Source organism: Gemmatimonadota bacterium (assembly GCA_009692115.1).
Lineage (GTDB): Bacteria > Gemmatimonadota > Gemmatimonadetes > Gemmatimonadales > GWC2-71-9 > SHZU01.
Window position 1 is genome coordinate 58,831 of record SHZU01000004.1, and the last position, 24,452, is coordinate 83,282.

General features: G+C 66.4%; 20 protein-coding genes. 10 read left to right on the forward strand and 10 right to left on the reverse strand.

The genetic code is table 11. The features are described from left to right. Positions 1-81: 81 nt before the first annotated feature. The 6 genes from EXR94_06120 (at position 82) to EXR94_06145 (ending at position 8,214) form a co-directional block, all read left to right on the forward strand. Positions 82-1,281 carry an amidohydrolase gene (locus tag EXR94_06120; protein MSR02300.1) on the forward strand — a complete coding sequence of 400 codons (1,200 nt, stop codon included), beginning with the start codon at positions 82-84 and terminating at the stop codon, positions 1,279-1,281. After that, on the forward strand, positions 1,281-2,744 hold the full coding sequence (locus EXR94_06125; protein ID MSR02301.1) for a D-glutamate deacylase: 1,464 nt from the start codon (positions 1,281-1,283) through the stop codon (positions 2,742-2,744). The genes EXR94_06120 and EXR94_06125 overlap by 1 nt, the downstream gene beginning before the upstream one ends. Before the next feature lies 1 nt (position 2,745). Then, positions 2,746-3,687, forward strand: coding sequence for an amidohydrolase family protein (locus EXR94_06130; GenBank protein ID MSR02302.1), 942 nt, complete (start codon positions 2,746-2,748; stop codon positions 3,685-3,687). A gap of 126 nt (positions 3,688-3,813) precedes the next feature. Then, entirely contained in the window at positions 3,814-4,677 is an 864-nt protein-coding gene (locus EXR94_06135; protein ID MSR02303.1) for an amidinotransferase, read from the forward strand. Positions 4,678-4,684: 7 nt separating this feature from the next. Next, on the forward strand, positions 4,685-7,900 hold the full coding sequence (locus EXR94_06140; protein ID MSR02304.1) for a glycosyl hydrolase: 3,216 nt from the start codon (positions 4,685-4,687) through the stop codon (positions 7,898-7,900). A gap of 26 nt (positions 7,901-7,926) precedes the next feature. Continuing rightward, a complete protein-coding gene (locus EXR94_06145; protein ID MSR02305.1) occupies positions 7,927-8,214 on the forward strand; it encodes a hypothetical protein in 288 nt (95 codons plus the stop codon). A 281-nt stretch (positions 8,215-8,495) separates the two neighbouring features. Here the strand turns inward: EXR94_06145 and EXR94_06150 are convergent, their stop codons facing one another. Together EXR94_06150 and EXR94_06155 are read right to left on the reverse strand one after the other, a co-directional pair. Further along, a complete protein-coding gene (locus tag EXR94_06150; protein ID MSR02306.1) occupies positions 8,496-8,975 on the reverse strand; it encodes a glutathione peroxidase in 480 nt (159 codons plus the stop codon). A gap of 3 nt (positions 8,976-8,978) precedes the next feature. Next, positions 8,979-9,755 carry a creatininase family protein gene (locus EXR94_06155; GenBank protein ID MSR02307.1) on the reverse strand — a complete coding sequence of 259 codons (777 nt, stop codon included), beginning with the start codon at positions 9,753-9,755 and terminating at the stop codon, positions 8,979-8,981. Between the two features lie 75 nt (positions 9,756-9,830). On the opposite strand from EXR94_06155, the gene EXR94_06160 reads away from it, so the two are divergent. Then, positions 9,831-10,340 carry a hypothetical protein gene (locus tag EXR94_06160; protein ID MSR02308.1) on the forward strand — a complete coding sequence of 170 codons (510 nt, stop codon included), beginning with the start codon at positions 9,831-9,833 and terminating at the stop codon, positions 10,338-10,340. Here EXR94_06160 and EXR94_06165 read toward each other — a convergent pair. Genes EXR94_06165 through EXR94_06175 form a run of 3 tightly spaced genes read right to left on the reverse strand, consistent with a single transcriptional unit; the run spans position 10,234 to position 13,281 of the window. Continuing rightward, complete coding sequence (locus EXR94_06165; protein MSR02309.1) at positions 10,234-11,973, reverse strand: hypothetical protein; 1,740 nt, start codon at positions 11,971-11,973, stop codon at positions 10,234-10,236. The two genes, EXR94_06160 and EXR94_06165, sit on opposite strands and share 107 nt — an antisense overlap. Continuing rightward, positions 11,970-12,890 (reverse strand): hypothetical protein, encoded by a 921-nt coding sequence (locus EXR94_06170; protein ID MSR02310.1) that lies wholly within the window; start codon positions 12,888-12,890, stop codon positions 11,970-11,972. Before EXR94_06170 ends, EXR94_06165 begins: the two co-directional genes overlap by 4 nt. Positions 12,891-12,903: 13 nt before the next feature. Beyond that, a complete protein-coding gene (locus EXR94_06175; protein ID MSR02311.1) occupies positions 12,904-13,281 on the reverse strand; it encodes a hypothetical protein in 378 nt (125 codons plus the stop codon). 81 nt (positions 13,282-13,362) lie between these two features. Here EXR94_06175 and EXR94_06180 point away from each other — a divergent pair, with 81 nt between their 5' ends. Continuing rightward, a complete protein-coding gene (locus EXR94_06180; GenBank protein MSR02312.1) occupies positions 13,363-14,175 on the forward strand; it encodes a nucleotidyltransferase family protein in 813 nt (270 codons plus the stop codon). Next, positions 14,175-15,494, forward strand: a complete 1,320-nt coding sequence (locus tag EXR94_06185; protein ID MSR02313.1) for a galactokinase — start codon at positions 14,175-14,177, stop codon at positions 15,492-15,494. The genes EXR94_06180 and EXR94_06185 overlap by 1 nt, the downstream gene beginning before the upstream one ends. Here the strand turns inward: EXR94_06185 and EXR94_06190 are convergent. From EXR94_06190 to EXR94_06200, 3 genes are read right to left on the reverse strand one after another with little or no spacing between them, the layout of a single operon-like run. Further along, entirely contained in the window at positions 15,491-16,243 is a 753-nt protein-coding gene (locus EXR94_06190; GenBank protein MSR02314.1) for a Bax inhibitor-1/YccA family protein, read from the reverse strand. The two genes, EXR94_06185 and EXR94_06190, sit on opposite strands and share 4 nt — an antisense overlap. 29 nt (positions 16,244-16,272) lie before the next feature. Continuing rightward, complete coding sequence (locus EXR94_06195; protein ID MSR02315.1) at positions 16,273-17,658, reverse strand: amidase; 1,386 nt, start codon at positions 17,656-17,658, stop codon at positions 16,273-16,275. Further along, positions 17,655-19,502 (reverse strand): LTA synthase family protein, encoded by a 1,848-nt coding sequence (locus EXR94_06200; GenBank protein MSR02316.1) that lies wholly within the window; start codon positions 19,500-19,502, stop codon positions 17,655-17,657. Before EXR94_06200 ends, EXR94_06195 begins: the two co-directional genes overlap by 4 nt. 14 nt (positions 19,503-19,516) lie before the next feature. Between EXR94_06200 and EXR94_06205 the strand changes: the two genes are divergently transcribed. After that, positions 19,517-20,665, forward strand: a complete 1,149-nt coding sequence (locus EXR94_06205; protein ID MSR02317.1) for an aminotransferase class V-fold PLP-dependent enzyme — start codon at positions 19,517-19,519, stop codon at positions 20,663-20,665. Here EXR94_06205 and EXR94_06210 read toward each other — a convergent pair. Beyond that, entirely contained in the window at positions 20,617-23,685 is a 3,069-nt protein-coding gene (locus tag EXR94_06210) for an aminotransferase class III-fold pyridoxal phosphate-dependent enzyme (protein MSR02318.1), read from the reverse strand. The two genes, EXR94_06205 and EXR94_06210, sit on opposite strands and share 49 nt — an antisense overlap. After that, entirely contained in the window at positions 23,682-24,356 is a 675-nt protein-coding gene (locus EXR94_06215; protein MSR02319.1) for a class I SAM-dependent methyltransferase, read from the reverse strand. The genes EXR94_06210 and EXR94_06215 overlap by 4 nt, the downstream gene beginning before the upstream one ends. Positions 24,357-24,452 lie beyond the last annotated feature (96 nt).

Genomic DNA, 24,452 nt, shown 5'->3' on the forward strand with positions numbered 1-24,452 from the left:
CTAAGATACCGTTCGTCGCTTCAGCCGGGGAATCCCCGCCGGGGATGGTAGATTACCCGGTCCTTATTATTCGGAGTTGCCATGATCCGTCCCGGTGTTTCGATTGCCACCTTCGTTCTGGCCGGCTCGGCGCTCGCCGCCCAGCCGGGGTCCGGGAACCGGAGCGTGACGATTCAGCCGGGTGAATCCTGCCCGCCGGGCATGACGGAGATCAGGCCGCGCAATTGTCAGGCTCCGACCCTCCCGTTGCCGAGCATCTTGGACTACCGGCCCCGGTCGACGTTGAAAGCGCCGGCGCACTCGGTTCCGAAGGCCAAGTATCCGGCCATCGACTTCCACGGCCACCCCACCAGCCAGCTCGGCAGCGCCGAGGAGCTCGTTCAGCTGGGGGCGGCGCTCGATGAGATCAACGTCCGGCTGATCGTGGCGGCCAATAACGTGACCGGCGAGAGTCTCAAGAAACAGGTCGCACTGGTTCAGGCGTCGGCGGCGATGAAAGACCGGGTTCGTTTTCTGACTGGAATCGACCTCAGGAATGTTGGGCCGGGGTGGGCCGAGCGGGCGGTGGGGCAGCTCGAAGCGGACGTGGCCGCGGGTGCGGTGGGCATCGGTGAGGTTGGCAAGGGCTTCGGCCTCTCGTCCAAGAAGGCCGACGGGTCCCGTCTTGCCCTCAACGACTCGGCGCTCGATCCGATCTTTGAGACCGCGGCCCGGCTCAAGCTGCCGGTGTTCATTCACACCGCCGACCCAGAGGAGTTCTGGCAGCCCATCGATTACCAGAACGAGCGCTGGCTCGAGCTCGCGTTGTTCTCGAGCCGTCGCTATTCGCCGGACGAGTTTCCGGCGTTCGAGCAACTGATGACGGAACGCGACAATCTGCTCCGGCGGCATCCGAAGACGACCTTCGTCATCGCCCATATGGGCTGGCATGCCAACGACCTTGGCCGGCTCGGGAAACTGATGGAGGAGCTCCCGAACGTGCACACCGAGGTCGGTGCGGTGCTCTACGACATCGGCCGACAGCCCCGGGCGGCCCACGACTTCTTCGTCAAGTTCCAGGATCGGATCTTGTTCGGCAAGGACAGTTTCCAACCCGAGGAGTATCCGTACTACTGGCGCGTCTTCGAAACCCGGGACGACTACTTCGACTACTATCGGCCGTACCACGCGACTTGGAAACTCTACGGCATCGATCTGCCGGACGCCGTCTTGAAGAAAGTGTACTTTGCCAACGCGCTCCGGATCACCTCCCGGTTGCCACAGTCGGGTTGGCCGAAGTAATGCGGGCCCCGAGTCCGGTCGGCCTATTACTGGCGGTGCTCGGGCTCAGCGGCTGCGTCCCGGAGCCCACCTATGACTTGGTGCTCGCCGGGGGCCGGGTCATGGATCCCGCGTCCGGCCTCGACTCGGTGCGCCACGTTGGAATCCTCGGCGACAGCATCGCCGCCATCTCAGCGAACCCGCTTCGGGGCACCCAGGTTGTCGATGTGGCCGGCTTGGTCGTCGCCCCCGGGTTCATCGACCTCCACGCCCACGGCCAGACCCAGGGCGACATGGAGATCCAGGCCCGGGACGGCGTCACCACGGCGCTCGACATGGAAGCGGGGGTCTTTCCGGTGGCCAAGTGGTATGCCTCCCGGGAGGGCAAGTCGCCCCTCAACTACGGAGCGACGGTCGGGCACCGGGCCGTGCGGGTCTTCGTCTTTCACAACGGCCTCGAAGTGGGCCACGGCCCCACGAATCCCGGCGCCACCGCCGGCCTCGGCCCGCTCCCCGCCGGCGCCAACCAGCCGGCCACCGACGCAGAGATCGTGGCCCTCGAAGCCGCCCTCGGCCGGGGCCTTGACGAGGGAGCGTTAGGTGTCGGCTTTGGGGTCAATTACTCGCCGGGTGCCACCGCCGAGGAAATCGAGCGATCGTTCAAAGTGGCCGCGGATCGGGGGGCGGCGGTCTTCGTTCACACCCGGGCCTTTGGCATCGGGGCCATCCGCGAGGCCATCGGGGCCGCCCGGGCCGCGGGCGCCGGTCTCCACCTGGCTCACATCGGCAGCAGTTCGCTCGGCGATATCTCCGAGGCTCTCGCGCTGCTCGACTCGGTCCGCGTCGCCGGCCAGGATGTGACCACCGAGGTTTATCCCTACACCGCCGGGTCGACGCGGCTCGAGTCCGCGATGTTCAATCCCGGCTGGCAGAGCAACCTCCGGCTCGACTACGGCGATCTGGCCTGGCCGCTGACCGGGGAACGGCTGACCGCCGCGAGCTTCGAACGGTACCGCCGCCAAGGCGGCTGGGTCGTGATCCACATGATGAAGGAAGCAAACGTCGCGAAGGCCATCGCCCATCCGGGAATCATGATCGCGAGTGACGGGGTGCCGTTCGTGAACGAAACCGGCCATCCCCGCGGGGCCGGGACCTATGCCAGGATCCTCGGCCGGTACGTCCGGGAAAACCAAGCGCTCACCTTGATGGATGCGCTGGCCCGGATGACCATCCTTCCCGCCCGCCGGCTCGAGGTCCGGGTGCCCGCCATGGCGCGGAAAGGCCGGCTGGCGGTCGGCGCCGATGCCGACATCACGATCTTCGACCCCGCCACCGTCGCCGACCGGGCCACCTTCGCCGAGCCGACCCTCCGTTCCGCCGGGATTCCGCATGTCCTGGTCAACGGTACTTTCGTGGTTCGCGACGGCCAGCTCGTAGCGAAGGCCATTCCGGGACGGCCGGTCCGAGCGCCACTCAAGCCCTAAGGTGGCCAATGCCGGGGCCACGCTCCGGGCTGGCTTCACGACCGTTCGCGATGTCGGGACCTACCGGGGCGGCATCGACGTCTCACTCTGGAATGCCATCGACCAGGGGCAGGTGCCGGGGCCGCGCATGGCGGTGGCCGGCCCCTGCGTGACCAAGCCCGGCGGCGGCGGGGAGGTGACCGGACCTCCGAACGGGGCTTTTGCCCCGCCGGAGTTCCGGCTCGGCGCGGCGGCAAGCCCCGAAGAGGTTCGGGCTCCGGTGGCCGAGATTCTGGGTCGGGGAGCCAATTTTATCAAGGTGATCGCCACCGGAGCCGTCCTGACGGTGGGCACCGATGTCGGCGCCATGGAGTGCTCCGAAGCCGCGCTCCGAGCCGGGGTCCGCTCGATCGAGCATGGATCGCTGCTCGATGACGAGGGCATTGCCCTGATGGCCGAGCGGGGCACCTGGTTGGTGGCCGACATTTACAACGGTGACTATATCAAGGTCATCGGCCGGCGGGACCATTGGCCCGAGGAAACCCTCCGGAAGAACGACGAAACCACGGAGACCCAGCGGGCCACCTCCCGGAAAGCGGTAGCGGCGGGCGTCAGAATCGGGTATGATGCCGACGTCGGCGGATATCCTCACGGGGAGAACGCCAAACAATTCCAGTACATGGTACGCTACGGCATGACTCCAATGCAGGCCATCCAGTCCGCGACCATCGAGGCCGCGCGACCGATGGGGTGGGAGGAACGGGTCGGGTCGATGGCCGTCGGCAAGTGGGCCGATCTTGTTGCAGTCCGCGGGCATCCTATTCAAGACATTTCGATTCAAGACATTTCGACTCTCGAGCAGGTCGATATCGTCATCAAGGGTCGGTCAATCCCTCGAAACGGGGAAACAAGCGATGAGCAGTGCACGGCGAGTATTCGGTCTGGCGGCGGGGTTGTGGCTTAGCTTGGCGTCGGGTGCGGTGGCGCAGGCGGGTCTGATTCGCGGCAAGGTGGTCGACTCGGTCGGCGCCAGCGTGAGCGGCGTGATCATCTCGGACGTCCGCGCCGAAGTGCTGCTCGGCCGGTAGCAATGCCCAAGTCGTTTGGGGGCCAGACCATGTGGGGCCCCCTCAAGCGAGTCGTCGTCAGACGGCCGGATCAGGCGTTCGGCAACGCCGATCCGGCCCGATGGCATTACACCGCCCGCCCGGAGATGGTGGCGGCCTGCGCCGAACATCAGGCGTTCGTTGAGACGCTGATGCGAAGCGGCGCCGAGATCATCTGGCACGATGAACCGCTGGCCGATCACGCCGATGCCATCTTCTGCCACGACCCGGTGCTGGTGGCGGATGTGGGCGCCATCCAGCTCCGGATGGGCAAGCCGCTCCGCCGCGGCGAAGAAGCGGCCCTCGGGCTGACCCTCAAGAAAGCCGGCGTTCCGACGGTGGCCCGGCTCGAGGGCGATGCCCTGGCCGAGTCGGGCGATTTGATGTGGATCGACGAGAAAACCCTGGCGGTCGGCATCGGATACCGGACCAACTACGCCGGAGTGGCCGCGCTCCGGCACGCGCTCGGTGCTGGGGTCGCCATCATAAACGTCGAGCTGCCCTACTACACCGGGCCGGATGCCTGCCTCCACTTGATGTCGATGATCAGCATGGTCGACCGCGACTTGGCAGTGGCCTATCCGGGTCTCTTGCCGGTCTCGTTTGTTCAAATACTCGAACGCCGGAACATCCGGCTGGTCGAAGTGCCCGACTCCGAGTTTCGGACCATGGGCACCAATGTGCTGGCGCTGGCCCCTCGCCAGTGCCTGATGCTCGAAGACAATCCGGTCACTAAGAACCGGCTCGAAGCCGCAGGGTGCACGGTGTCGACCTATCGCGGCCGTGAGTTGTCTCTGAAGGCCGAGGGAGGCGCTACCTGTCTTACCCGGCCGTTGTTGCGGCTCTAGTTGCCCGATGAACCTCCTCCAGGGTAATTCGATGGACCTCATCCGCACGATCCCAGTCCTGTTGGTTGCCCTCGCTCCCCTGACCGTGTCGGCCCAAGCCCGCCGGGCTCCCGTGCCGCCGCCAGTACCGGCACCGCTCGAGCAACCGGCGGCGTTCAAGGCCCTCAAGTTTCGGTCGGTGGGCCCCTTCGACGGCGGGCGGGCATCGCGGGCCGTCGGTGTCCCGGACGATCCGACGACGTACTACATGGCCACCGCGTCGGGCGGCGTGTGGAAGTCGGTCGATGGCGGCATCAGCTGGGCGCCGATCTTCGACGATCAATCGACGGCGTCGATCGGGTCGATCTCCGTGGCGCCGAGCGATCGGAACGTCGTCTATGTCGGGTCGGGTGAGGCCAATGTTCGGGGCAACACCACCCCGGGTAACGGGATCTACAAGTCGACGGATGCCGGCAAGACTTGGAGCCACGTGTGGAAGCAGGAGGGCCAGATCGGGACCATGGCCGTCCATCCGCGGAATCCTGATATTGCCTATGCCGCGGTGCTCGGGCGGGCGTTTGTGGCCAATCCGGAACGCGGCGTCTACCGGACCCGGGACGGCGGCGTCACCTGGCAGCAGGTCCTCAAGAAAGACGACCGGGCCGGCGCATCCGACGTCGCGATCGATCCGAGCAATCCCAATATCCTCTACGCCGGGTTCTGGGAAATGCGCCGGTATCCGTGGGACATGACCAGCGGCGGTCCCGGGAGCGGGCTCTACCAGTCCCGGGACGGCGGCGATACCTGGAAACAACTCACCGGATCCGGACTGCCTAACGGAACCTGGGGCAAAGTCGGGGTGGCTGTGGCGCCGTCGGACGGCCGCCGGGTCTATGCCCTGATCGAGGCCGATAGCGGCGGCCTGTTCCGGTCCGACAACGGGGGCGACTCCTGGACCCGGATCAGCGCCTCTCGTCTGGTCCGGCAGCGGGCCTGGTACTACTCCACCTTGACCGTGAACCCGACGAACCCCGACGAGGTCTGGTTTCCCCAGGTTCCGATGGTCAAGACCATTGACGGCGGCAAGACCCTCACGTTGGTGGACGGGATTCCCCACGGAGACAATCACGATCTCTGGTTCGACCCGACCAACCCCAAGCGGATGATCGTGGCCAACGACGGCGGCGTCGCCATCAGTGTCAACGGAGGCGATTCATGGTTGGGCGTCCGGCCGGCCATTGGCCAGTGCTACCACATTGCCGCCGATAACCGCGACCCATATCACGTCGCTTGTGCTCAACAAGATCTTGGCACGGCCCAAGGACCCAGCAATAGTCTGAGCCGGGGCGGCATCGGCGCCAGCCTCTGGCATGACGTCGGGGGTGGCGAAGCCGGTCATATCGTGTCGAAGGCGGACGATCCGGACGTCGTGTTTGCCGGAGAATACCTCGGCATCATCACCTACTACGATCACAAGACCGGCCAATCGCGAAACGTCTCGGCCTACCCCGAGAACCCGAGCGGACACGGCCCCGCCGATTTCCAGTACCGGTTCCAATGGACGGCGCCGATCGCCCCGTCGCCCAACGATCCGAACGTGATCTATCATGCCGCGCAGGTCTTGTTCAAGACCGCCGACGGCGGCCAATCGTGGACCGCCATCAGCGGCGACCTGACCCGGAACGACAAGTCGAAGCAACAATGGGCCGGCGGCCCGATTACCGGAGACAATACCGGCGTCGAATTCTACTCGACCATTTTCGCGGTGGCCGAGTCGCCCAAGGAAAAGGGACTGATTTGGACCGGCAGCGACGATGGCTTGGTCCAGGTGACGCGGGATGGCGGGAAAACTTGGAAAAACGTGACCGCCGCCATGTCCGGATTCCCCGAGTGGGGCACCGTCAGCATCATCGAACCCTCGCCGCATGACGCCGCGACGGCCTACGTGGTCGTGAAGAAGTACCGCTTGGGCGACAACGCGCCCTACCTCTACAAGACCTCCGACTACGGCACCACCTGGAACCGACTCGACGGCTCGCTCGCCCGCGACATCTTCCTCCATTCCGTCCGGGAGGACCCCGCCAAGCGAGGATTGCTCTATCTCGGTACCGAAAAGGGCGTGATGTTCTCGTGGGACGACGGGGCCACCTGGCGCCCCCTCCGGCTCAACCTCCCGACCGTTCAAGTCGCCGACCTCGTGGTCAAGGACAACGACCTGGTGCTCGGGACCCACGGCCGGGGGATCTGGATCCTCGATGACCTGACCCCGATCCGGCAGTGGACCGATGCCATTGCGGCCAAGTCGCTTTACCTGTTCCCTCCGGTTGCCGGGACCGCCTGGCGGCGACGGGGCGGCACCGGTGAGCGACAAGCCGGCCAGAATCCCCCGGCCGGCGTGGTCCTGACGTACTACCAGAAGGACGAGGCCAAGCTTCCCGTCACCCTGCAGATTCTCGATAGCCGGGGGACCGTGGTTCGGTCGATGAGCAGCGTCCCGAAGCTGAAGGACGACCACAGCGAGTACGAGTCAGCACCCAAAGGCGAACTCGAAACCGGCGCTGGTTTCCACCGGGTGGCGTGGGACTTCTCGATGGAAGGGGCCCGCCGGATCAAAGGCGGGAAGATCGACACCGGCGATCCGGCGATTCCTCCGCAGGCGCCACCGGGAACCTACACGGCCCGCCTGACCGCCAATGGAGTGACCGAGACCACGTCGATCACGTTCCGGCCCGACCCCCGGGTCAAGGTAAAAGACGCCGATCGGAACGCGCAGTTGGCCTTCGGCAATGAGCTCCGCGATGCCCTCAACCGAATGGCTGACGCGGTCAATCAGCTCAAGGACCTTCGAACCCAGCTCGGGGATCGGAACGCTGCGCTCGCCGGCAACAACGCCGCGAAAGATCTGGTCGGTCTGGCCGGTGCGCTGATCACCAAGTTCGACTCCCTCGAGGCCCGGATCCACAACCCCGCCGCCGAAGTGACCTACGACATCCTAGCCTTCCGAGGCGGAGCCCGCCTCTACTCGAGGCTCGTGCCCCTCTACATGTGGGCCGTCGACGGCGACGGCGCCCCAACCCAAGGCATGAAGGACGTCTACGCCGGCCAGCGCCAGGAACTCGACGGCTACCTCGCCGAGCTCCGCGTCCTGATCGACCGCGACCTAGCCGCCGTCAACGCCCGCGCCGCCCAACTCGGCATCACCCACATCATCCCCCCCACCCCCACTCCCACCCCCGTCCCCTAAGCCGAGCGCCGAGCGCCGAGAGCCGAGTGCCAAGTATGTGGATCACCACCGTCCCGATGACCGAAGCGAGCGCCGAACTCCAACGCGCCGTCGAAGACCAGATGGGCCTCTACCCTGCCGAATACAACCGCCCGGTCCACCCGACCGGCGGCGGCACCTCCGGCATCGTCGCGTCGCATAGCCTGATTCCGGGGGCGTTGAAACACGCGTTCTCAACGTTCGGGGCGCTGATGGATCCCGAGCTGCCGCTCAGCCGGCGTCACCACGAACTGATCGCCACCATGGTGTCGGTCACCAATCGGTGCCGGTATTGAATTGACTCGCACGCAGAGTTTCTGCGTCGGGTTACCCTGGATGAGAGCCTGATCGCCGCGGTCACCGCCGACTACACGACGGCGCCGCTCACCGATGCCGAGCGGGTGATGGTCGATTACGTCGTGCAGATCACCAAGGACGCCACCAAGGTGACGCCCTCGCACCACGAGCAGCTTCGGGCGGCTGGATTCGATGACCGAGGCATTCTTCAAATCACCCTGATCGCGTCCTGGTTCAACTACATCAACCGGGTGGCGGATGCCCTCGGCTTGGGACGAGACTAGCCGAGGAGGGGCGTGATATCCGCTTCGATCTCCTCGGGCGTCTGCTTCGAGGCGTAACGCTCGAGCACCGTGCCGTCCGCGTCGACGAGGAACTTGGTGAAGTTCCACTTGATCGATTCGGTGCCCAGAATCCCCTTCTGGGCCGACTTGAGATACTGAAAGAGCGGATGGGCCTGGTCGCCGTTGACGTCGATCTTGGCGAACATCGGGAACGTCACGTCGTATTTGGTCCCGCAGAACTGCATGATCTCCGCATCGGTTCCCGGCTCTTGATTGGCAAACTGGTCCGACGGGAAGCCGAGGACGGAAAAGTTCTGGCCCTTGTACCGGCGGTAGAGGGCTTCGAGTCCCTTGTATTGGGGTGTGAAGCCGCACTTGCTGGCCACATTCACGATCAGCAGCACCCGGCCCTTGAAGTCGGCCATGGAGCGTTCCTTCCCATCGATCGTCGTGGCGGTATAGTCGTACACTGACATCGGTCATCCTTCTCGAGTGGTGAGATACAAATCCGTTCGGGCGGTTCCGGCAAGCTCCACCAGAAACGCGGCCAATCGTTCCGTCACGGCCTCCACAAACCGGACCCCTTTCGGTGCGGTTGCCGCCGCGGGGTTACCGGTCCCGGTGTCGTCGGTCACGGCTGTCCATTGCCGCGGGGTCCACGCCCACCCCTCCCGAAACGCCTGAATCGCCGATGGCCGGGCGATGCCGGGGCCGGCCGTCTTGAGCGGCTGCACCAACCCGGGCGCCAGGTGCAGCATGACGCTGGTCTCGAGTTCACCGGCGTGATCGCCCGGCTCGACGAAGAACGGTCGGGGATCGACGACCGCATACCAATTGACCTGACACAGCAGGACCGAAGTGCCCGCCGAAAGCTCCCGAATGATCTGCCGAAAATCGTTGCCCCCGTGCCCGTTCAAGATCACCAGCTTCTCGATCCCGTGCTGCTCGAGACTTGGCAAGAGGTCCCGGAGGATCGCGGCTTGCGTGCTGGGATTGAGGTTCAAACAGAACGGAATATCACGCTGACCGGACTGGACCCCGAACGGGACGGTCGGGAGTACCAGGACCTTGGCGCCGGCCTCGGACGCCCGGCCCGCGGCGAGCGCGGCAATGGCCTCGCATTGGATGGTGTCGGTGGCGTAGGGAAGGTGCCGGTTATGAGCCTCGGTGGCTCCCCACGGTAGCACTGCCACCTGATACCGGGTGGTTTTGACGGTTGCCCAAGTGGAATCGGCGAGGAGGTACGGTCGGCTCATGGCCCGCCAAGATCGCCGCTTGGGGCTGCTCGGGCAACTCGGACCAAATTGGACGGGGGGCCCGAAAGTTGCATAATGGCCGGTCAAAACCAGGCTAGTCTAGGGGCATGCGGCCCCAAGATCCAGTGCGAACGAGGAGGACAACTCCGTTTGCGACGTCGAGGTGCGCGGCTGAAAGTTGCTGTTCTTGTTGGGATTGCGCTGCTAAGCGTCGGCTCGGCATCGGCCCTGTCCGGCCAGGCCAGCTCGTTCGAGTCATACTTCCATCGCGTCATTGATCGGGACGCCGGTTTACCGGAAACCCAGATCAATGCGGTGGCCCAAACCGCCGACGGCTACCTCTGGCTCGGCACCCGCCGGGGGCCGGTGAGGATGCGCTCCTCGGCCCGACGTTGGCCAAGCCCTTTACGAGAGCCGACCTGGCGGACGCCGTCCGCCGCCGCTTGGACCGGGCCCCGTCACCCCCGACCGCGTCGCGCTAGCGGGTCCACATCACGATCGCACCGCAGCTGTTGTCCCGGTACTCCGGGGGAATCAACGTCTGCCGCTGGTACACTTCGATGGCTTCGATGTCCGATGGCGTGATCAGCGGCAGCACCTCGCCGACGTTGCCGGTCATCTTCTGCCCGTCGATCCAGACACTCACGTTGAACGACGGGCAGTTGAGGAACGACACGTTCTCGGGCTCTCCCGGCGCGATAAAGCTCGACCGGACGCCGGGAATTCCCCGCAGCAGTTCGGAAATCCTCCCGGCCGCGAGCTTGTCGATCTCTTCGCGGGTCAGGAACTTGCCGACCCGTTTGGACCGCCTCCGGTAGAACTCATCGTACTTGGCCGTGTTGGCGTACTGGGGCGGCTTGCCGTACTTCCCGATGACCAGGATATCCCCGAGGAACTGAGGCAACCGGCGAATCGCGATCTTGCCGTCCCACTGCTGGCCCCCCGCCAGCCGGATCGTGAAGTACTGGGCCTTGTATCCCACCTTCCGGACCCGTGCGATCTGAAGCCCCGGCGGCAGGCCGTCCATGAAGAACCGGCCGGTGCGGTCGCTTTGGGTCTGGAACTCCGTGCCCATGATCAGGACTTCGGCCTCCGGCACCGGATAGCCCAGGGTGTCGGTGACCTGCCCTTCGATCCGGGCGACTCGTTCGCGGATCGCCCGTTCTTGGACGACGATCGCCTGGGCGGTGGCCACCCGGTCCGTCGTGTCGACGGTGGGTGTGACCCCGACGACCTCCGCGCCAACCTCGCGAAAGTGGCGAAACCTCCCGCGGGCCGGATCGACGACCGGCGTTCGTTGGTACCAGAACCGGGTGACCCAGAATCCGGCTTCCGACCGATGGAACTCCGCCGAGCCGCCCAGACGATCCGGGCGCCACTCGGCCGGGGCGCCGGTGAACCGATAGTCGATGACCTTGAGCTCTCGAGAGAGCGGATCGAGCCACATCGTCCCGGCCACGTCGACCCGGTCGGATGCCGCCGGCTCGAAGCGGAGGCCGACGAATCCGGACCGGTTGTCGATCCCGCTGACGATGCCAAAACAATGAGAGGTCGTGAACTCGGGCGACAGGAATACCGTGAGGTCCGGCGTGGACCAGAGGTTCTCAGCCCGGACCAGGTAACCAACCCGGGCTCGCTCGGCAGGTGATGCCGTCTGGGCCGGCCGGTTGGCTGAGTCGAGGAGGGTGTTGAGTTCCTCCGACTCGATTTTGAGCGAACCGGACACCACCCGTTCGAAGGCGGCCAGGCTTTGGGTCGTCACGGCCCGGTCTTCGGTCGCCTCCACGGTCCGGAGCATCACCCTGGCCTGGGCCCAGTGAAGGGCGACGGCCTCGGTGATGCCGGGAGTCCGGCACGACGCGGGCACCGGCACCAGCCGGGTCGGGAATCCGGCCCGGCGGGCCGCGTGGCCGATCGTTAGGCTGTCGAGAACCGGAGTGACGGCAACCGTGGCGGTCGTGTCGGCAAAACCGGGCCGTTCGACCCGAAGGAGGTAGGACCCCGCTGGCGCCATCAGCCGGACCCGGCCGAAATCGCTGGTGACTCCGCGGGCGGCGTTGGACCCATCGGCCCGTTCGAGCGACACCAGGACCCCGACGGCCAGGTTCGGCCCGCCGGGCTCAGAAACCCGGACCCGGATTTCTTGGGCTGATAACCAGCCGGCGCCCCCGAGAACGGCAAAGGCGACTCGGGCGGCTCGAACGATTGCGGGGTTCATGGCGTTCCGAATCTAGCCACCCGAAGGCCCTGCGGCGCGATCCCGATTCGAAACGGCGGAAACCCAAAGCCGAGCTCGCCGTCGATCTCGAAATGCTGCGGGCCGTCGGTCTGAATCTCGAGCCGCTGGACCGGCCGGCTGGTCACCGCCGGGTGGTTGAGGTGCCCGCCCCAGTAGATCTTCGGGAAGACTCCGAGCATCCCCAGCCGGGACACCCGGCTGAACCACACCAGATCGAGGTGCCCGTCGTCGACCTTGGCCGCCGGCGAAATCCGCATCCCGGCACCGAAGGTCGGGCCGTTGGTGACCGAGATCAGTCGGCACGGCCCCGGATCGACGGTGTCATTATCAATCGTGAACCGGGCCCCGATTGCGTGGTGGCGAGCCATGGCGCGAAGGGCGCCAAGGCAATAGCTGAGGGGGCCGCCGAGCCGTTTCCCTTCCCGGACCACGATCCCGAGGACGTCGGCGCTGACCCCGAGGGTGAACGAGTTGCCGAACCAGACGCTCCGCGCTCGTCCGTCCGCATCGCGATATTCGAGGCGGCCGACATCGATCGCGACCGGCCGATAGCTCCGGTAGGCGGCAACCGGACCCGTTCCGGTCCGCGGAACGCCCATCGTTCGCGCCAAGTCGTTGCCCGATCCGATCGGAATCCACCCCATCGTCGCCACGGCGGGTCCGTCCTCCAGTAGGCCGTTCAAGACCTCGTGCGAGGTTCCGTCCCCGCCGGCCGCCAAGACCAGCCCGTCGTGACGGCGGAGCTCGGCCGCGATTCGCCGGAGGTCGCCCGCGGCTCGGCTTTCGTGAACCTGGAGCGCGGGGAAGATCTCCCGGACCGCCGGCCCGAGCTCCCGCCACCGCCTCCGGCCCCGGCCATCGCCGCTCGCGGGGTTGAGCAGGACATGGACTTCCATGGCTCCGATCCGCCTAACGTCCGAGCTCGAGATCGAGGAGAACCTTCTTTCGCTCGAGCCCGCCTCCGTATCCCCGGAGCCCGCCCGCCCGTTCGATGACCCGGTGGCAGGGAATCATGAGGGGGTCCCCCGGATCACCAAGGGGATCTCGAACCGGCGCCGGGTTCCCGCGAAGTACTCCGCCAGTTCGGCGGTGATCCGGTCGAGCATCGAATGGCGGCCGAACTCGGTCGCTCCGAATAATCGCCGCAGGGCGGCCAGTTGGGGATCGAGCCGCGCGGGGTCGCTGAATTCGAGCAACACCAGCCCCGCGTCCGTCACGCCGGCGGTCAACGGGCCGACGGTGGAGTCGATGACCGTTACGGTGACGGGGGAAGAACCCATGGCTCAAATCTAGTCGGCTATCTAGCTTCTGATCGGCTCTCCCCGGTTCTCAGTTGCCACTGCTTCTCGTCGATTGGACAATCCCCGCATGAGGGCAACGAAGGCGGTCGTCTTGGCCCGCGGACTCGGCAGTCGGATGCGCCGCCCGACCCCTGACGTCGTCCTGACACCGGACCAGGACCTCATCGCAAACCAAGGCCTCAAAGGCCTGGTGTCGGTCGGGCGCCCGCTGCTCGACTACGCCCTGTCGAGCCTGGCCGACGCCGGGATCGAACAGGTCTGCCTAGTGGTTGGCCCCGAGCACGACCCCATCGTCCATCGCTACCGCGACACCATCCGTCCCATCCGCCTGACCCTCACCTTCGCCATTCAGGCCAAGCCCCAAGGCACCGCCGACGCCGTCCTCGCCGCCGCCGCTTTTGTCGGTCAAGACCCGTTCCTGGTCGTCAACTCGGACAACATCTACCCGGTCGCCGCCCTGTCCGCCCTCGTATCATTAGGTGCCCCAGGCCTCATCGGCTATGCCGCCGAAGCCTTGATCGCCGAGAGCAACATCGACCCCCGGCGAATCGCCCAATTCGCCCAAATCCAAACTACCCCCGACACCTTCCTCTCCGACATCCTCGAAAAACCACCCGCCGAGCGCCGAGCGCCGAGTGCCGAGTGCCGAGTCTCAATGAACTCCTGGCGTTTCGGCCCCAAGATCTTCGATGCCTGCCAGCTCGTTACCCCGTCGCCCCGCGGTGAATTGGAACTGCAGGACGCCGTCATGATCGCGATGGCCCGGTTCGGGGAACGATTCCAAGTGGTTCCGTTTGCCGGGGGCGTGCTCGACCTGTCGAGCCGCGCCGACATTGCCGCGGTCACGGATCGGCTCCGGGACCGAGAGGTTCACCTCTGATGTCTCTCCGGGCGTCCCTCACCTGCCACGGATTCGATGCCGCCGAGGTGGCGCGGCGCCTCCCGCTGTTCACGATGACCCGGTCGGCCGGGTTCCAGGGCCGCAATTGGTATCATGTGCCGGGCCGGATCGAGGTCCTGGGCAAGCACACCGACTATGCCGGCGGCCGGAGTTTGGTCTGCGCCACCGAGCAAGGCTTCGCGGTTGGAGCGGCCCCCCGCGCCGATGGTACCGTTCGGATCATTGATGCCGTGGCCCAGGAAGTCCGGGAATTTCCGGCTGCACCCGCACTGGTTCCTCCCCGAGGCGATTGGGCCAACTATCCGATGACGGTCGTGTCCCGTCTGGTCCGGGATTTTGGCCCGAGAGTCAGCGGGTTTGATCTCGCCTTTGCCGGTGACATCCCTATCGCCGCGGGGGTCAGCAGTTCCTCGGCCCTCGTGGTCGCCGTCGCGTTGGCCGCCATCGACCTTTTTCAGTTGGAAGCGACTGAAGCATACCGGGCCAACATTGCCTCACTAGAGGACCTGGCCGGCTATCTCGGGGCGGTTGAAAACGGCCGCCCCTTTCGAGCGTTTGGTGCCACCGCCGGCGTTGGGACGGTGGGCGGGAACCAGGACCACACGTCGATTCTTTGCTCCACAGAGAATGCCCTGACTCAGGTTCGCTTTGATCCGGTCATGGTCGAGAAGCGGGTGGCCTGGCCTGACAGTTTCCGGTTCGTGATCGCCTCGAGCGGGGTCGCGGCGGAAAAGACCGGGCCCGCGTTGGAGCACTACAACGACTTGGCCCGGATGACGGAGCGGCTCCGGGTGCTGGTGGTGGGGCCCGACTCTCACTCGACGTTGGGACGGGCCATCATCGAGGGCTCTGTCGCGGGCTTGCCGGCCGGGGCCGGCGCCGATCCGGCCGACGCCCTCCGCCTCGCCCGGCGACTGACCCAACTCACCACCGAGTGCCGGTGGCTGATTCCCGGCGTGGTCGACGCGCTCGCCAAGGGGCAGTTCGGCCGGCTCGGTGAACTGGTGGCCGCGTCGCAGCACGGCGCGGAACTCGGGCTCGAAAACCAGATTCCGGAAACGATCGAGTTGGTCGAGTCAGCCCGGCGGCTGGGCGCGGTGGCCGCCTCGGCCTTTGGCGCCGGGTTCGGCGGGAGCGTCTGGGCCATGGTTCCGGTGAGCGGGGTCGAGCGGTTTACCGAAGGATGGAACGCCGAGTACCGGCGGGCGTTTCCGGACCGGGAGCTGGCCCGCTTCATCAATACCAGGCCGGCCCCCGCGGCCGGGCGGCTCGCGGGGGAAGCCTCGAGTCCTGCCTAACGTCGCAGCTTGCGGAGCAGGCGGAGGATCTCGAGATAGAGCCAGACCAGCGTGACCGTGACCGCCGTTGCAAACGCCCACTCATACGCCGCCGGAGCCCCGGCGGCGACCCCGTCTTCAATCGAACGGAAGTCGAGCAGCAAGTTCACGGCCGCCAGGCCGGTGACGAACAGACTGAACCCGATGCCGAGGGGACCACTCTCGACCAGGAACGGAATGGTGTAACCCCCGAAGAACTGGACCCCGAGCGAAATCAGGTAGAACACGAAGACGCCGCCGGTCAGTCCGACGACGATAGCCTTGAACCGGTCGGTGACCTTGATCAGGCCGGTTCGGTAGGCACCCAGCATGACCCAGAACGTTCCGGTCGTGAGCCCCACCGCCAGCATCGGCAGTCCCTTGTACTGAGTGTTGATGGCGGCCGAAATCAGGCCGAGGGCGGTCCCTTGGCACACCGCATAGAGCGGCCCGGCCCAGCTCGCCGTCAGTGGCCGAAAGGCTACCAGCAGGCTCAAACCCAAGCCCACCACCACCGAACCGATCATCGCCGGCATGAGCATCTCGACCGGGAAACGGCCGGTGCCCAACGACCACCACGCCGCGGCGCCGGTTGCCACCACCAATCCAAGGAGGATCGCGGTCTTCCGGACCGTACCGGCCACGGTCATGGGAACGGCGGATGCGACGGCCCCGGCCGAGGCCTCGATGCGGCGGAGCATCGGGTTGTGGGATGCTGTGGTGCTCGACATTGAACCACCCAGCTAGAGAATGGTGAAAACTAAGTCCGCGCTTCCCCAAAGGCATGGGCCAGTTGCAATACCCCGAAATCATCCCGGTGCCGGCCGACGATCTGGAGGCCGATCGGGTGCCCGCCCGGCCCGAAACCCGCCGGGACCGAAATTGCCGGACATCCGGTGGCCGAAATCAAGTAACAGGACTTCATCCAGTCGATATACGTGGTCATCGGAACCCCGGCGATCTCCCGGGGGTACTCGGTCTCGATGTCGAACGGCATGACCTGGGTGACCGGCAAGACCAGGAAATCGTACCGTTCGAAAAACTTCCGAACCCGGTGGTAGAGGGTCGTTCGCTGGAGCTCAGCCCGGCCGAGGTCCGGCCCCGATAAGGCCAGGCCCCGCTCGATGTTCCAGGCCACGGTGTCCTTCAACTCGGCCTTGTGCCGGGCCCAGGCGTCGTGATGGGTGGTGGCGAAGTGCCACGCCCGCAGGGTCTTGAACACGTCGTCGGCCTCGTCGACATTCGGCTCGGCCTCCTCGACCACGCATCCCAAGGCCTCGAATCGGGGTCGTTGGGCCTCGATCTGGGCGGGAATCTCCGGTTCGTAGGGCAATCCCCCAAACCGGGGCGCCCAGGCAATTCGGACCCCGTGCCAATCCCTGCCTAACGGCTCCGCGAACCGCGATCCCGGTGCCTCCAGCGCAATCGGCGACCGGGGGTCCGGGCCTGCAATGGCCGCCAGCATCAAGGCCGTGTCGGCCGCAGTTCGGGCCATCGGCCCGGGAACGCCGAGCCCCAAACCGGCCAGGCGGTCGGGCCAACTCGGCACCCGCCCCGGCGATGGCCGGAGCCCCACCACGTTGCAGAACGCGGCCGGGTTCCGGAGCGATCCCCCCATGTCGCTGCCATCGGCGATCGGGACCATGCCCGCCGCGAGCGCGACGGCTGAGCCGCCGCTTGAACCGCCGCAGGTCTTGGTCCGATCGTACGGATTCCGGGTGGCGCCGAACACCGGATTGAAGGTGTGAGACCCGGCTCCCCATTCCGGCGTGTTGGTCTTGCCGACCGAAATGGCGCCGGCCGCCTTCAAACGCTCGACGATCAACGCGTCCGCCGCCGGGATCTGGGTCGCGTAGAGTGGCGAGCCATAGGTCGTGCGGATCCCGCGGGTGTCGAACAAGTCCTTGTGAGCCACCGGCAGTCCGTGCAACAACCCCAGGGGCTCGTCCCGAGCTTGCCGTTCGTCCGCCAAGGCGGCCGCCGTCATCGCCGACTCGGCCACGAGGGTCACGATCGCATTCAGGTCCGGATTGGTCCGTTCGATCCGGGCGAGGTGAGCGGCCATCACGTCTCGCGCTGAGAGTTCGCGGCGGGCGATCCGGTTGCGAAGCTCAATCGCGGTTAGATCACAGAGCGGCTCGGTCATCGGTCGAGATACTCCTGATAGGTCAATTGCGACAACGCCCGGCCGAGCGCGAGATCGCGATCGGTTGTCGAGCCCCGGGTCGAGATCAGTCGGCGGGCCAAATGGTCGTACATCAGAGCTCCCCTGTCGGTTACGAGGCCAAAACCGGTTTCGAAGCCGTAGTAAGCAAAGGGTGCCGGATTGGGGTCGATCAGCGAACCGCCGTACGGATAGGGACGCCGCGGCGTGAGCCCGGCCGCGCCGATCAACGTCGGGGCGATATCGGTTTGCGACCCGACTCGATCGGACACCGAGTCGGCGACCGCCAGGGCGCCGCCGAGCCAGAGCATGGGAATCCTGAACTTGGCGTGGTCGTCACGCTCGGGTCGCGCATCCTCGAGCGGAACGACTCGCCGCCCGTGGTCGGCGACGATGACCACCAAGGTCCGGCTCCACCACGGGCTGGCCCGCGCCTGATCGATGAAACGGCCGATCACTTGGTCGGTATAGGCCATCGAGTTGAAATACCGGCTTTGCCAGTCGGTGCCGGCGATGCGAGGGGGGTCGGGCGTCTCGAACGGCTCGTGGCTTGACAAGGTGAGCCAGACGGAAAAAAACGGCTTCCTCTCGTGGTTGAGGTCAGCCAAGACCCGGTCGGCGACCGCCCCGTCGTGGGCGCCCCATTTGGAGAGCCAGCTGGCGGGCGCAAAATCGTCTTTGCCGACGACCCGCTGGTATCCGGCGTTCACCAAATAGGCCTTGAGCGAGGCGAACTCGAGTTCCCCGCCATAATAGAACGACGATCGGTACCCGACCGCCTCGAAGTCTGCATTGAGGAACGGCAACGCTCGCGTCTTGTCTTTCACTTCGAGGATCGAACCGCGGGGCAGGCCGGGAAAGCCGCTCAGCACCGCGGCGACGCCCTTGTCGGTGCGATCGCCGGCCGCATACATCCGGCGGAACAACAACCCCTGCCGGGTCAGGCTGTCGGTGCGGGGCGTGATACCGGGCTGTCCACCTAACGACTCAAACGCGCTGGCGCTCGCGCTCTCCCAGAGAATGATCAGCACGTTCGGCCGCGGGGTCGTCAGGAGCCCGGTCGGGCCGCCACCCGTCGGCCGGGCCGCGACCCGGGCGGCCTCTGTCGGGTCGATGGTCACGAACGGATTGGTCCGGTCGTAAAGCCCCCGGTACACCGAGTCGAAGAAGCCCCACGGTGCGTTTTCCGCGGATCGATTGACGAACGGGTCGGCGGACCGGTACGCGCTGCTGCCCGTCAACGGCCAGGTCTGGATTCCGCCGCGCGCTGGAATGACCAAGACGCCGAGCAACAGCACCAGCGGGCCGGCCAGCCAGACCGAAGCCGGTGCGAGGCGGTCGAGGTCACGGCCCACGAACCGACGGCAGGCCACGACCGCGGCGGTGGCCAAGACAACGGCAATCGTCACGAGCAACAGGCGCGGGGCGCCCCCGGTCGAGGCCCACGCCTCCGCTGGTGTGGCCAGATACCAGAGCACGGAAGCGTCGATTCGCTTGTCCCACTGACCAAAGAGCCCGAGATCGGCCGCCACCAGCACCGACAACGCCACCACCGCGACCACGATCCAGGCGACGATCGCCCTTCGGGTCCAGGGGAGCAGCACCCGAATCGGCGAGGCAACCAGGAGGGTTGCCGGGACCGCCGTCAGATAGGCCGCCGCGGAGAGGTCGAGCCGGAGCCCGGATCCGAAGGTGCCCAGCAGGTCGGTGAGTGAGAGGGTTGCCGCCCGGTCGGCGTGATACCCGAGAAAGAGCGCTCTGGCCACCCAGGAGTAGAGCAGCCAGAACCCGAAGATCTTGAGGCAAACCCTGACGCGGTGGAGCATTCTGGAGCTAAACTATGGGGGTGACGACAACTTTGCTCGGCCTTGACGGGGAATTCCCGATCGTCGGTTCCGCCGCCTACCTGAACCATGCGGCCTCCTCGCCGTTACCCCGTCGGTCCGCCGACGCCCTCAGGCGATATGTCGAGGACCGCGAACGGCTCGTCCACCTCTATCAGACCGGGCGGCAAGACTACGATTGCCGGCCGCTCGAGGCCAAACTCGGCCGGCTCCTCGGTGCTCCGACTGGATCGGTCGGGTTTGCCCCGACCACCACCGACGGCGTGTCGGGCATCCTCAACAGCATCACCTGGGCGCCCGGCGACAACGTGCTGGTCCCGGCCAACGAGTTTCCCGGGGTTCTCTATGCGTGCCAGAACCTGGCCCGCCGGGGAGTCGAGGTCCGGCAGGCGCCGGTCGGAGGTCACCTAGCGTTAGGTTCGTTGTTTGCCCACGCCGACCGCCGGACCCGGGCCGTCGTCGTGAGTCATGTCCATTGGCAATCCGGCCACCGGATCGACTTGGCCCGCCTGGCCGAGGAATGCCGGGCGGTTGGTGCCCTCTCAATCGTCGATGCGATTCAGAGCGCCGGCGCGGTGCCGATCGATGCCACCGCCGGCGGTGTGGATGTCCTCGTCGCCGGCACCTACAAATGGCTGATGGGAATTCCGGGCGCGGCGGTGCTCTATGTCGGCCCGGCGGCGCTCGCCACCCTGGTCCCCGACCGGGCCGGCTGGACCAGCATGGCCACGTCGGTGCACGACGAACCGAAACTTGAATGGGCCGCGGGGGCGGGGCGGTTCTTGGTTGGAGGCCGGCCCGATCCAATCTTGATCGCGCTCGAACAGTCGGTCGACCTCCTGCTCGAATTGGGGGTCGGTACCATCGCGGGCCACACCGGCCGGTTGATCGACCGCCTGATCGCCGGGGCCGGGGCGGCCGGTGTGGTCGTCCGTTCCAGCACCGACCCCGCGCACCGATCGTCGATCGTTTCCATCACGACCGGGAACCCCTCCCGAGATGCGTCCTTAGTCGGCGACCTTGCCGCCCGAGAAATTATCGTCGCCCGTCGGGGCGACGGGATCCGGGTGTCGCCTCATTGTTACAACACGGCCGGTCACATCGACCGACTCCTCGAGGCGATCGCGTCTTCACCGAGGACTTGATCGAGTCCGTCGACCAGGGCGTCGGCATCCTCGGCCGAGAAGCAGAGCGGCGGCTTGATCTTGAGGACGTTGTGGTCCGGACCATCGGTGCTGATCAGAAACCCGCGATCGCGCATCCGGTTGGACAGGTAGGTCGCGGCCTCCGGGTCGGGGGTTCTGGTCTCCCGGTCGGTGACCAATTCGAGGCCGACGAAGAGACCGAGACCCCGGGCGTCTCCCGCGGCGGGGTGCCGGTCGACCAGCCCCTTGAGTCCGGTCAGGAGCCGATGACCGGTGGCGAGCGCCCGGGCCTGGAGGTCTTCATCGAAAATGACGTCGAGGACCGCCAGCCCAATGGCGGCCGACACCGGGTTCCCGCCGAAGGTGCTGAAGAACTCCATCCCGTTAGCGAACGAACGGGCGATCTCCGGGGTGGTGACGACGATGCCTAACGGGTGCCCGTTGCCGGCCGGCTTCCCCATGACGACGATGTCCGGCACCACGTTCTGGGTTTCGAATCCCCAGAAGTGACTGCCGACCCGCCCAAACCCAACTTGGACCTCGTCGGCAATCGCGACCCCGCCGGCCCGCCGCACCCGCCGGTAGACGCCGGCCAAATAGCCGGGCGGCAGCACGATCTGCCCGCCGCAGCTGAGAATCGATTCGGCCATAAAGGCCGCTATCGGATGCCCCGATCGCTCGAGGTCGGCGATCTCGGCCTCGACCAACGCGGCATATCGCTCGCCCAATCCGGGATCCTCGCCGCGGAAGCGGCCCCGGTAGCGATCCGGCAGGGCCACTTTGCGGGCAAAGGGTGCCAAGCCATGACCGCCGGCGCCCTCGCATTTGTACGGGCTCAGGCCTACCAGGGTCGCGGTGTTGCCGTGATAGGCGCTGTCGACCACGATCGTGCCGCGCCGGCCGGTGTGGGTTGAGGCCAGCCGAAGAGCCAGTTCATTGGCCTCGGTACCCGAGTTCACGAAGAAGCACACCCGCAGGGGGTCCGGCAACAACTGACCGAGTCGCTCCGCGTAGCGGACCACCGTTTCGTGGAGATACCGGGTGTTGGTGTTGAGCACTGCCATCTGCCGCTGTCCGGCCCGGACCACCCGCGGGTGGGAATGCCCGACATGGGGCACGTTGTTGACGGCATCGAGATAGCGCCGGCCCTCGGTATCGTAGAGGTGCTGCATCCAGCCGCGGACGATGTGCAGCGGCCGCCGGTACGAAACACTGAGGTTGCCCCCCAACACGCGTGCCCGCCGGTCGAGGATGGCGACCCCGTCGAGGAGGGGTTTCGTCCGGGTGTTGGGCACCCCGGCCAGCCGATGCGGCGCGGGTGACAGGCTGGTCCAAACCTCCCGCTCGCTTGGCCGGGCCACCCCGGGGAACTCCCCAGAACGGTCGAGGAGATCGACCACGACTTGAAAATGAACGTGCGGGGGCCAGCCGCCGTTGATCGAGGCGGCGCCTAACCGGCCCACGGTCGCTCCGGCCTGGAGCGGTTGGCCGGGATGAAGACTGGCCAGCGTCTCGAGATCGAGGTGACCGTAGAGCGTGTAGAAGGTGAGTGGCAACCCCTCATGGTCGGTGACGTGGTGTTCCACCACCACCGTCGGGCCGTAGTCCCGGGGCCCCGCGTTGTGCCGGACGCTCTTGACCCGCCCCGCGATCGGAGTTCGCACCGGACAGCCGGCCTCCGCGAAGAGATCGAGGCCAATGTGGACCGTCCGCCATTCCGGTCCGTCGAATCCCTCGGTCCGGAACAATTCGCTGGTGTAGAGCAGCCGGGCCTCGTCGTACTCGCCGATCGCGACCCGGGCGCCCACCGATTGTCGGAGCCAGTTGATCCGCCGCTCCAGCGCGGCATCGTCGTCGATCAGGCGGAAGTCGTCGAGGAATTCACTGCCGATCGAGAGATCGACGCGGGGTGGCAGGATGCCGGGGTCGGTCCCGATGATCGGAATGAACCCGGCCTCGTGATCGGTGATCCACCGGCTCACCCGGTGGCTGCCTGGACACGGCTCCCGGCCGGCCGCGGCGCGCAACCGGTAGGTGGCCAGACGGGGATGGGTGGCCCCGAGCCGGTCGAGGAGCCGCCAAATCGGGGCTTCGCTGACGAAGAGGTAGTCGTGGTCCGGCGTCGTGGCCCGCTGGAGCGCCGAGTTCACGACGCTCACCACCAGCCGGGCCAGGATCGAAGGATAGAGGGCGTCGAGTTCCCGGTCGGTGAGAGGACGGACCGCGGTATAGCCTTCGACCAAAGCGGCCGCACCGGCCAGCGGATCGTCAATGTCGAGCATCCCGTACGCGGCCGCGATCGCGACGTCCGCCACCGTGGCCGACCACACCATATCGCCAAAATCGATGAGCCCGACTGACCGGCCGTCGATCAAGACGTTGTGGTCGTTGGCGTCACCGAAGATGACTCGGCTGGGCAAGGTGTCCCAGTGCGGCAGGACCTGCTCCTTGAACGGCCGGTAGAGCCGCTCGGCGAGCCCCCGCCGATTGGTCTGGTCCAGCAGGCCGAAATGGCCTGCGATCCAGTGCGCCCCGCCAAGGTCCCACTTGAGGGCCCGTCGGGCCGAGGGATGGTCGAACCCTTCGAGCCCGCGATGCATCCGCGCCAGGAGCTCACCGAGTCCGCGAAGCTGCTCTCGGGTTCGGGGCCGAACCTCGGCCAAGGGAGCTCCCGTCACCCACGTCAACACCCGCATCAGGTAAGGCCCACCCTCGGCCTCCAGGGTGACCAATGACCGCCCTTCGAGCGACGGCACCACGGTCGGCAACGCCAACCCGGGTTCGTGATCGGCAATCCGAATCAACGCCGCGTTCTGGAGGTCGAGGACCCCGGGGTCCTCGAGTCGGTTGGCAACCTTGACGACGTATCGCCCGCCGTCGGTGGCGTCGAGCCGGTAGTTCCGATCCCGCTCACCCGGCAACGCTGAAAACTCTCCCGTCAGGCCAAACGCCTTCGCGACACCCGCTCGCACGGTCTCCAGCGCCACCTCGGGAACTTCGAAACTCAGGGTCCGGTTCATTGCCGGGTCCCCACCAGCACGGTGGACGGGCCAAAACTCCACTGGCAGCGGGCCTCGAGTCCGGCTGCTTCCATGGCTCCGATCTCCTCGTCGAGTGAGAAATAGCGGTCTTCGCCGGACCACTCCTCAAAGTGCTGCCAGGCCCGGCGCTCCTCGATCCCCGCGGCCACCAATTGGTCGGCCCAGAACCGGTAGGTGGCGGCATTACGCGGGGCTTCCCGCGGAATCGTGATGTCGGCGGTGACCAACACGCCACCCCGCCGGAGCGCCGCTGCCGCCCGCGTATACAGCCCGGACTTTGCTTCGAGGTTCCGGATGTGGTGCAGCGACAGCGAGCCCATGATGGCGTCAGCCGGCGGAAACGGCTCGTCGAACGACCGGTGAACCGGCGCTGCCCTGGCGCCGAACCGGGCCAGCCTGGTTCGAGCCACGGCCAGCATCGCATCATCCACGTCCCAGAGCTCCACCACCGCGGCGTTGGTCCGGTCGAGCACCCGCTCGGCCAAGCTCCCGGTGCCGGCGCCCAGATCAATGACCCGATCCGGTTGGGCGAGGGCCACGGCGGCGGCCGCTTGGTCGAGCATCTCGTCGTACCGGGGCAGGAACCGGCGGATCGTCTCGTCGTAGGCCCCGATTTCGAGCCGGAGGTGCTGTTGGACTGAATGGGTCATTGCGAAGTGGGCGATTGCCGCTTGCAGAAGGAAGCGAAGAACGTACACTTCGGATCGGATTCCCGGCACCCCTCAACCCGTAACCCAGAGCCCGAC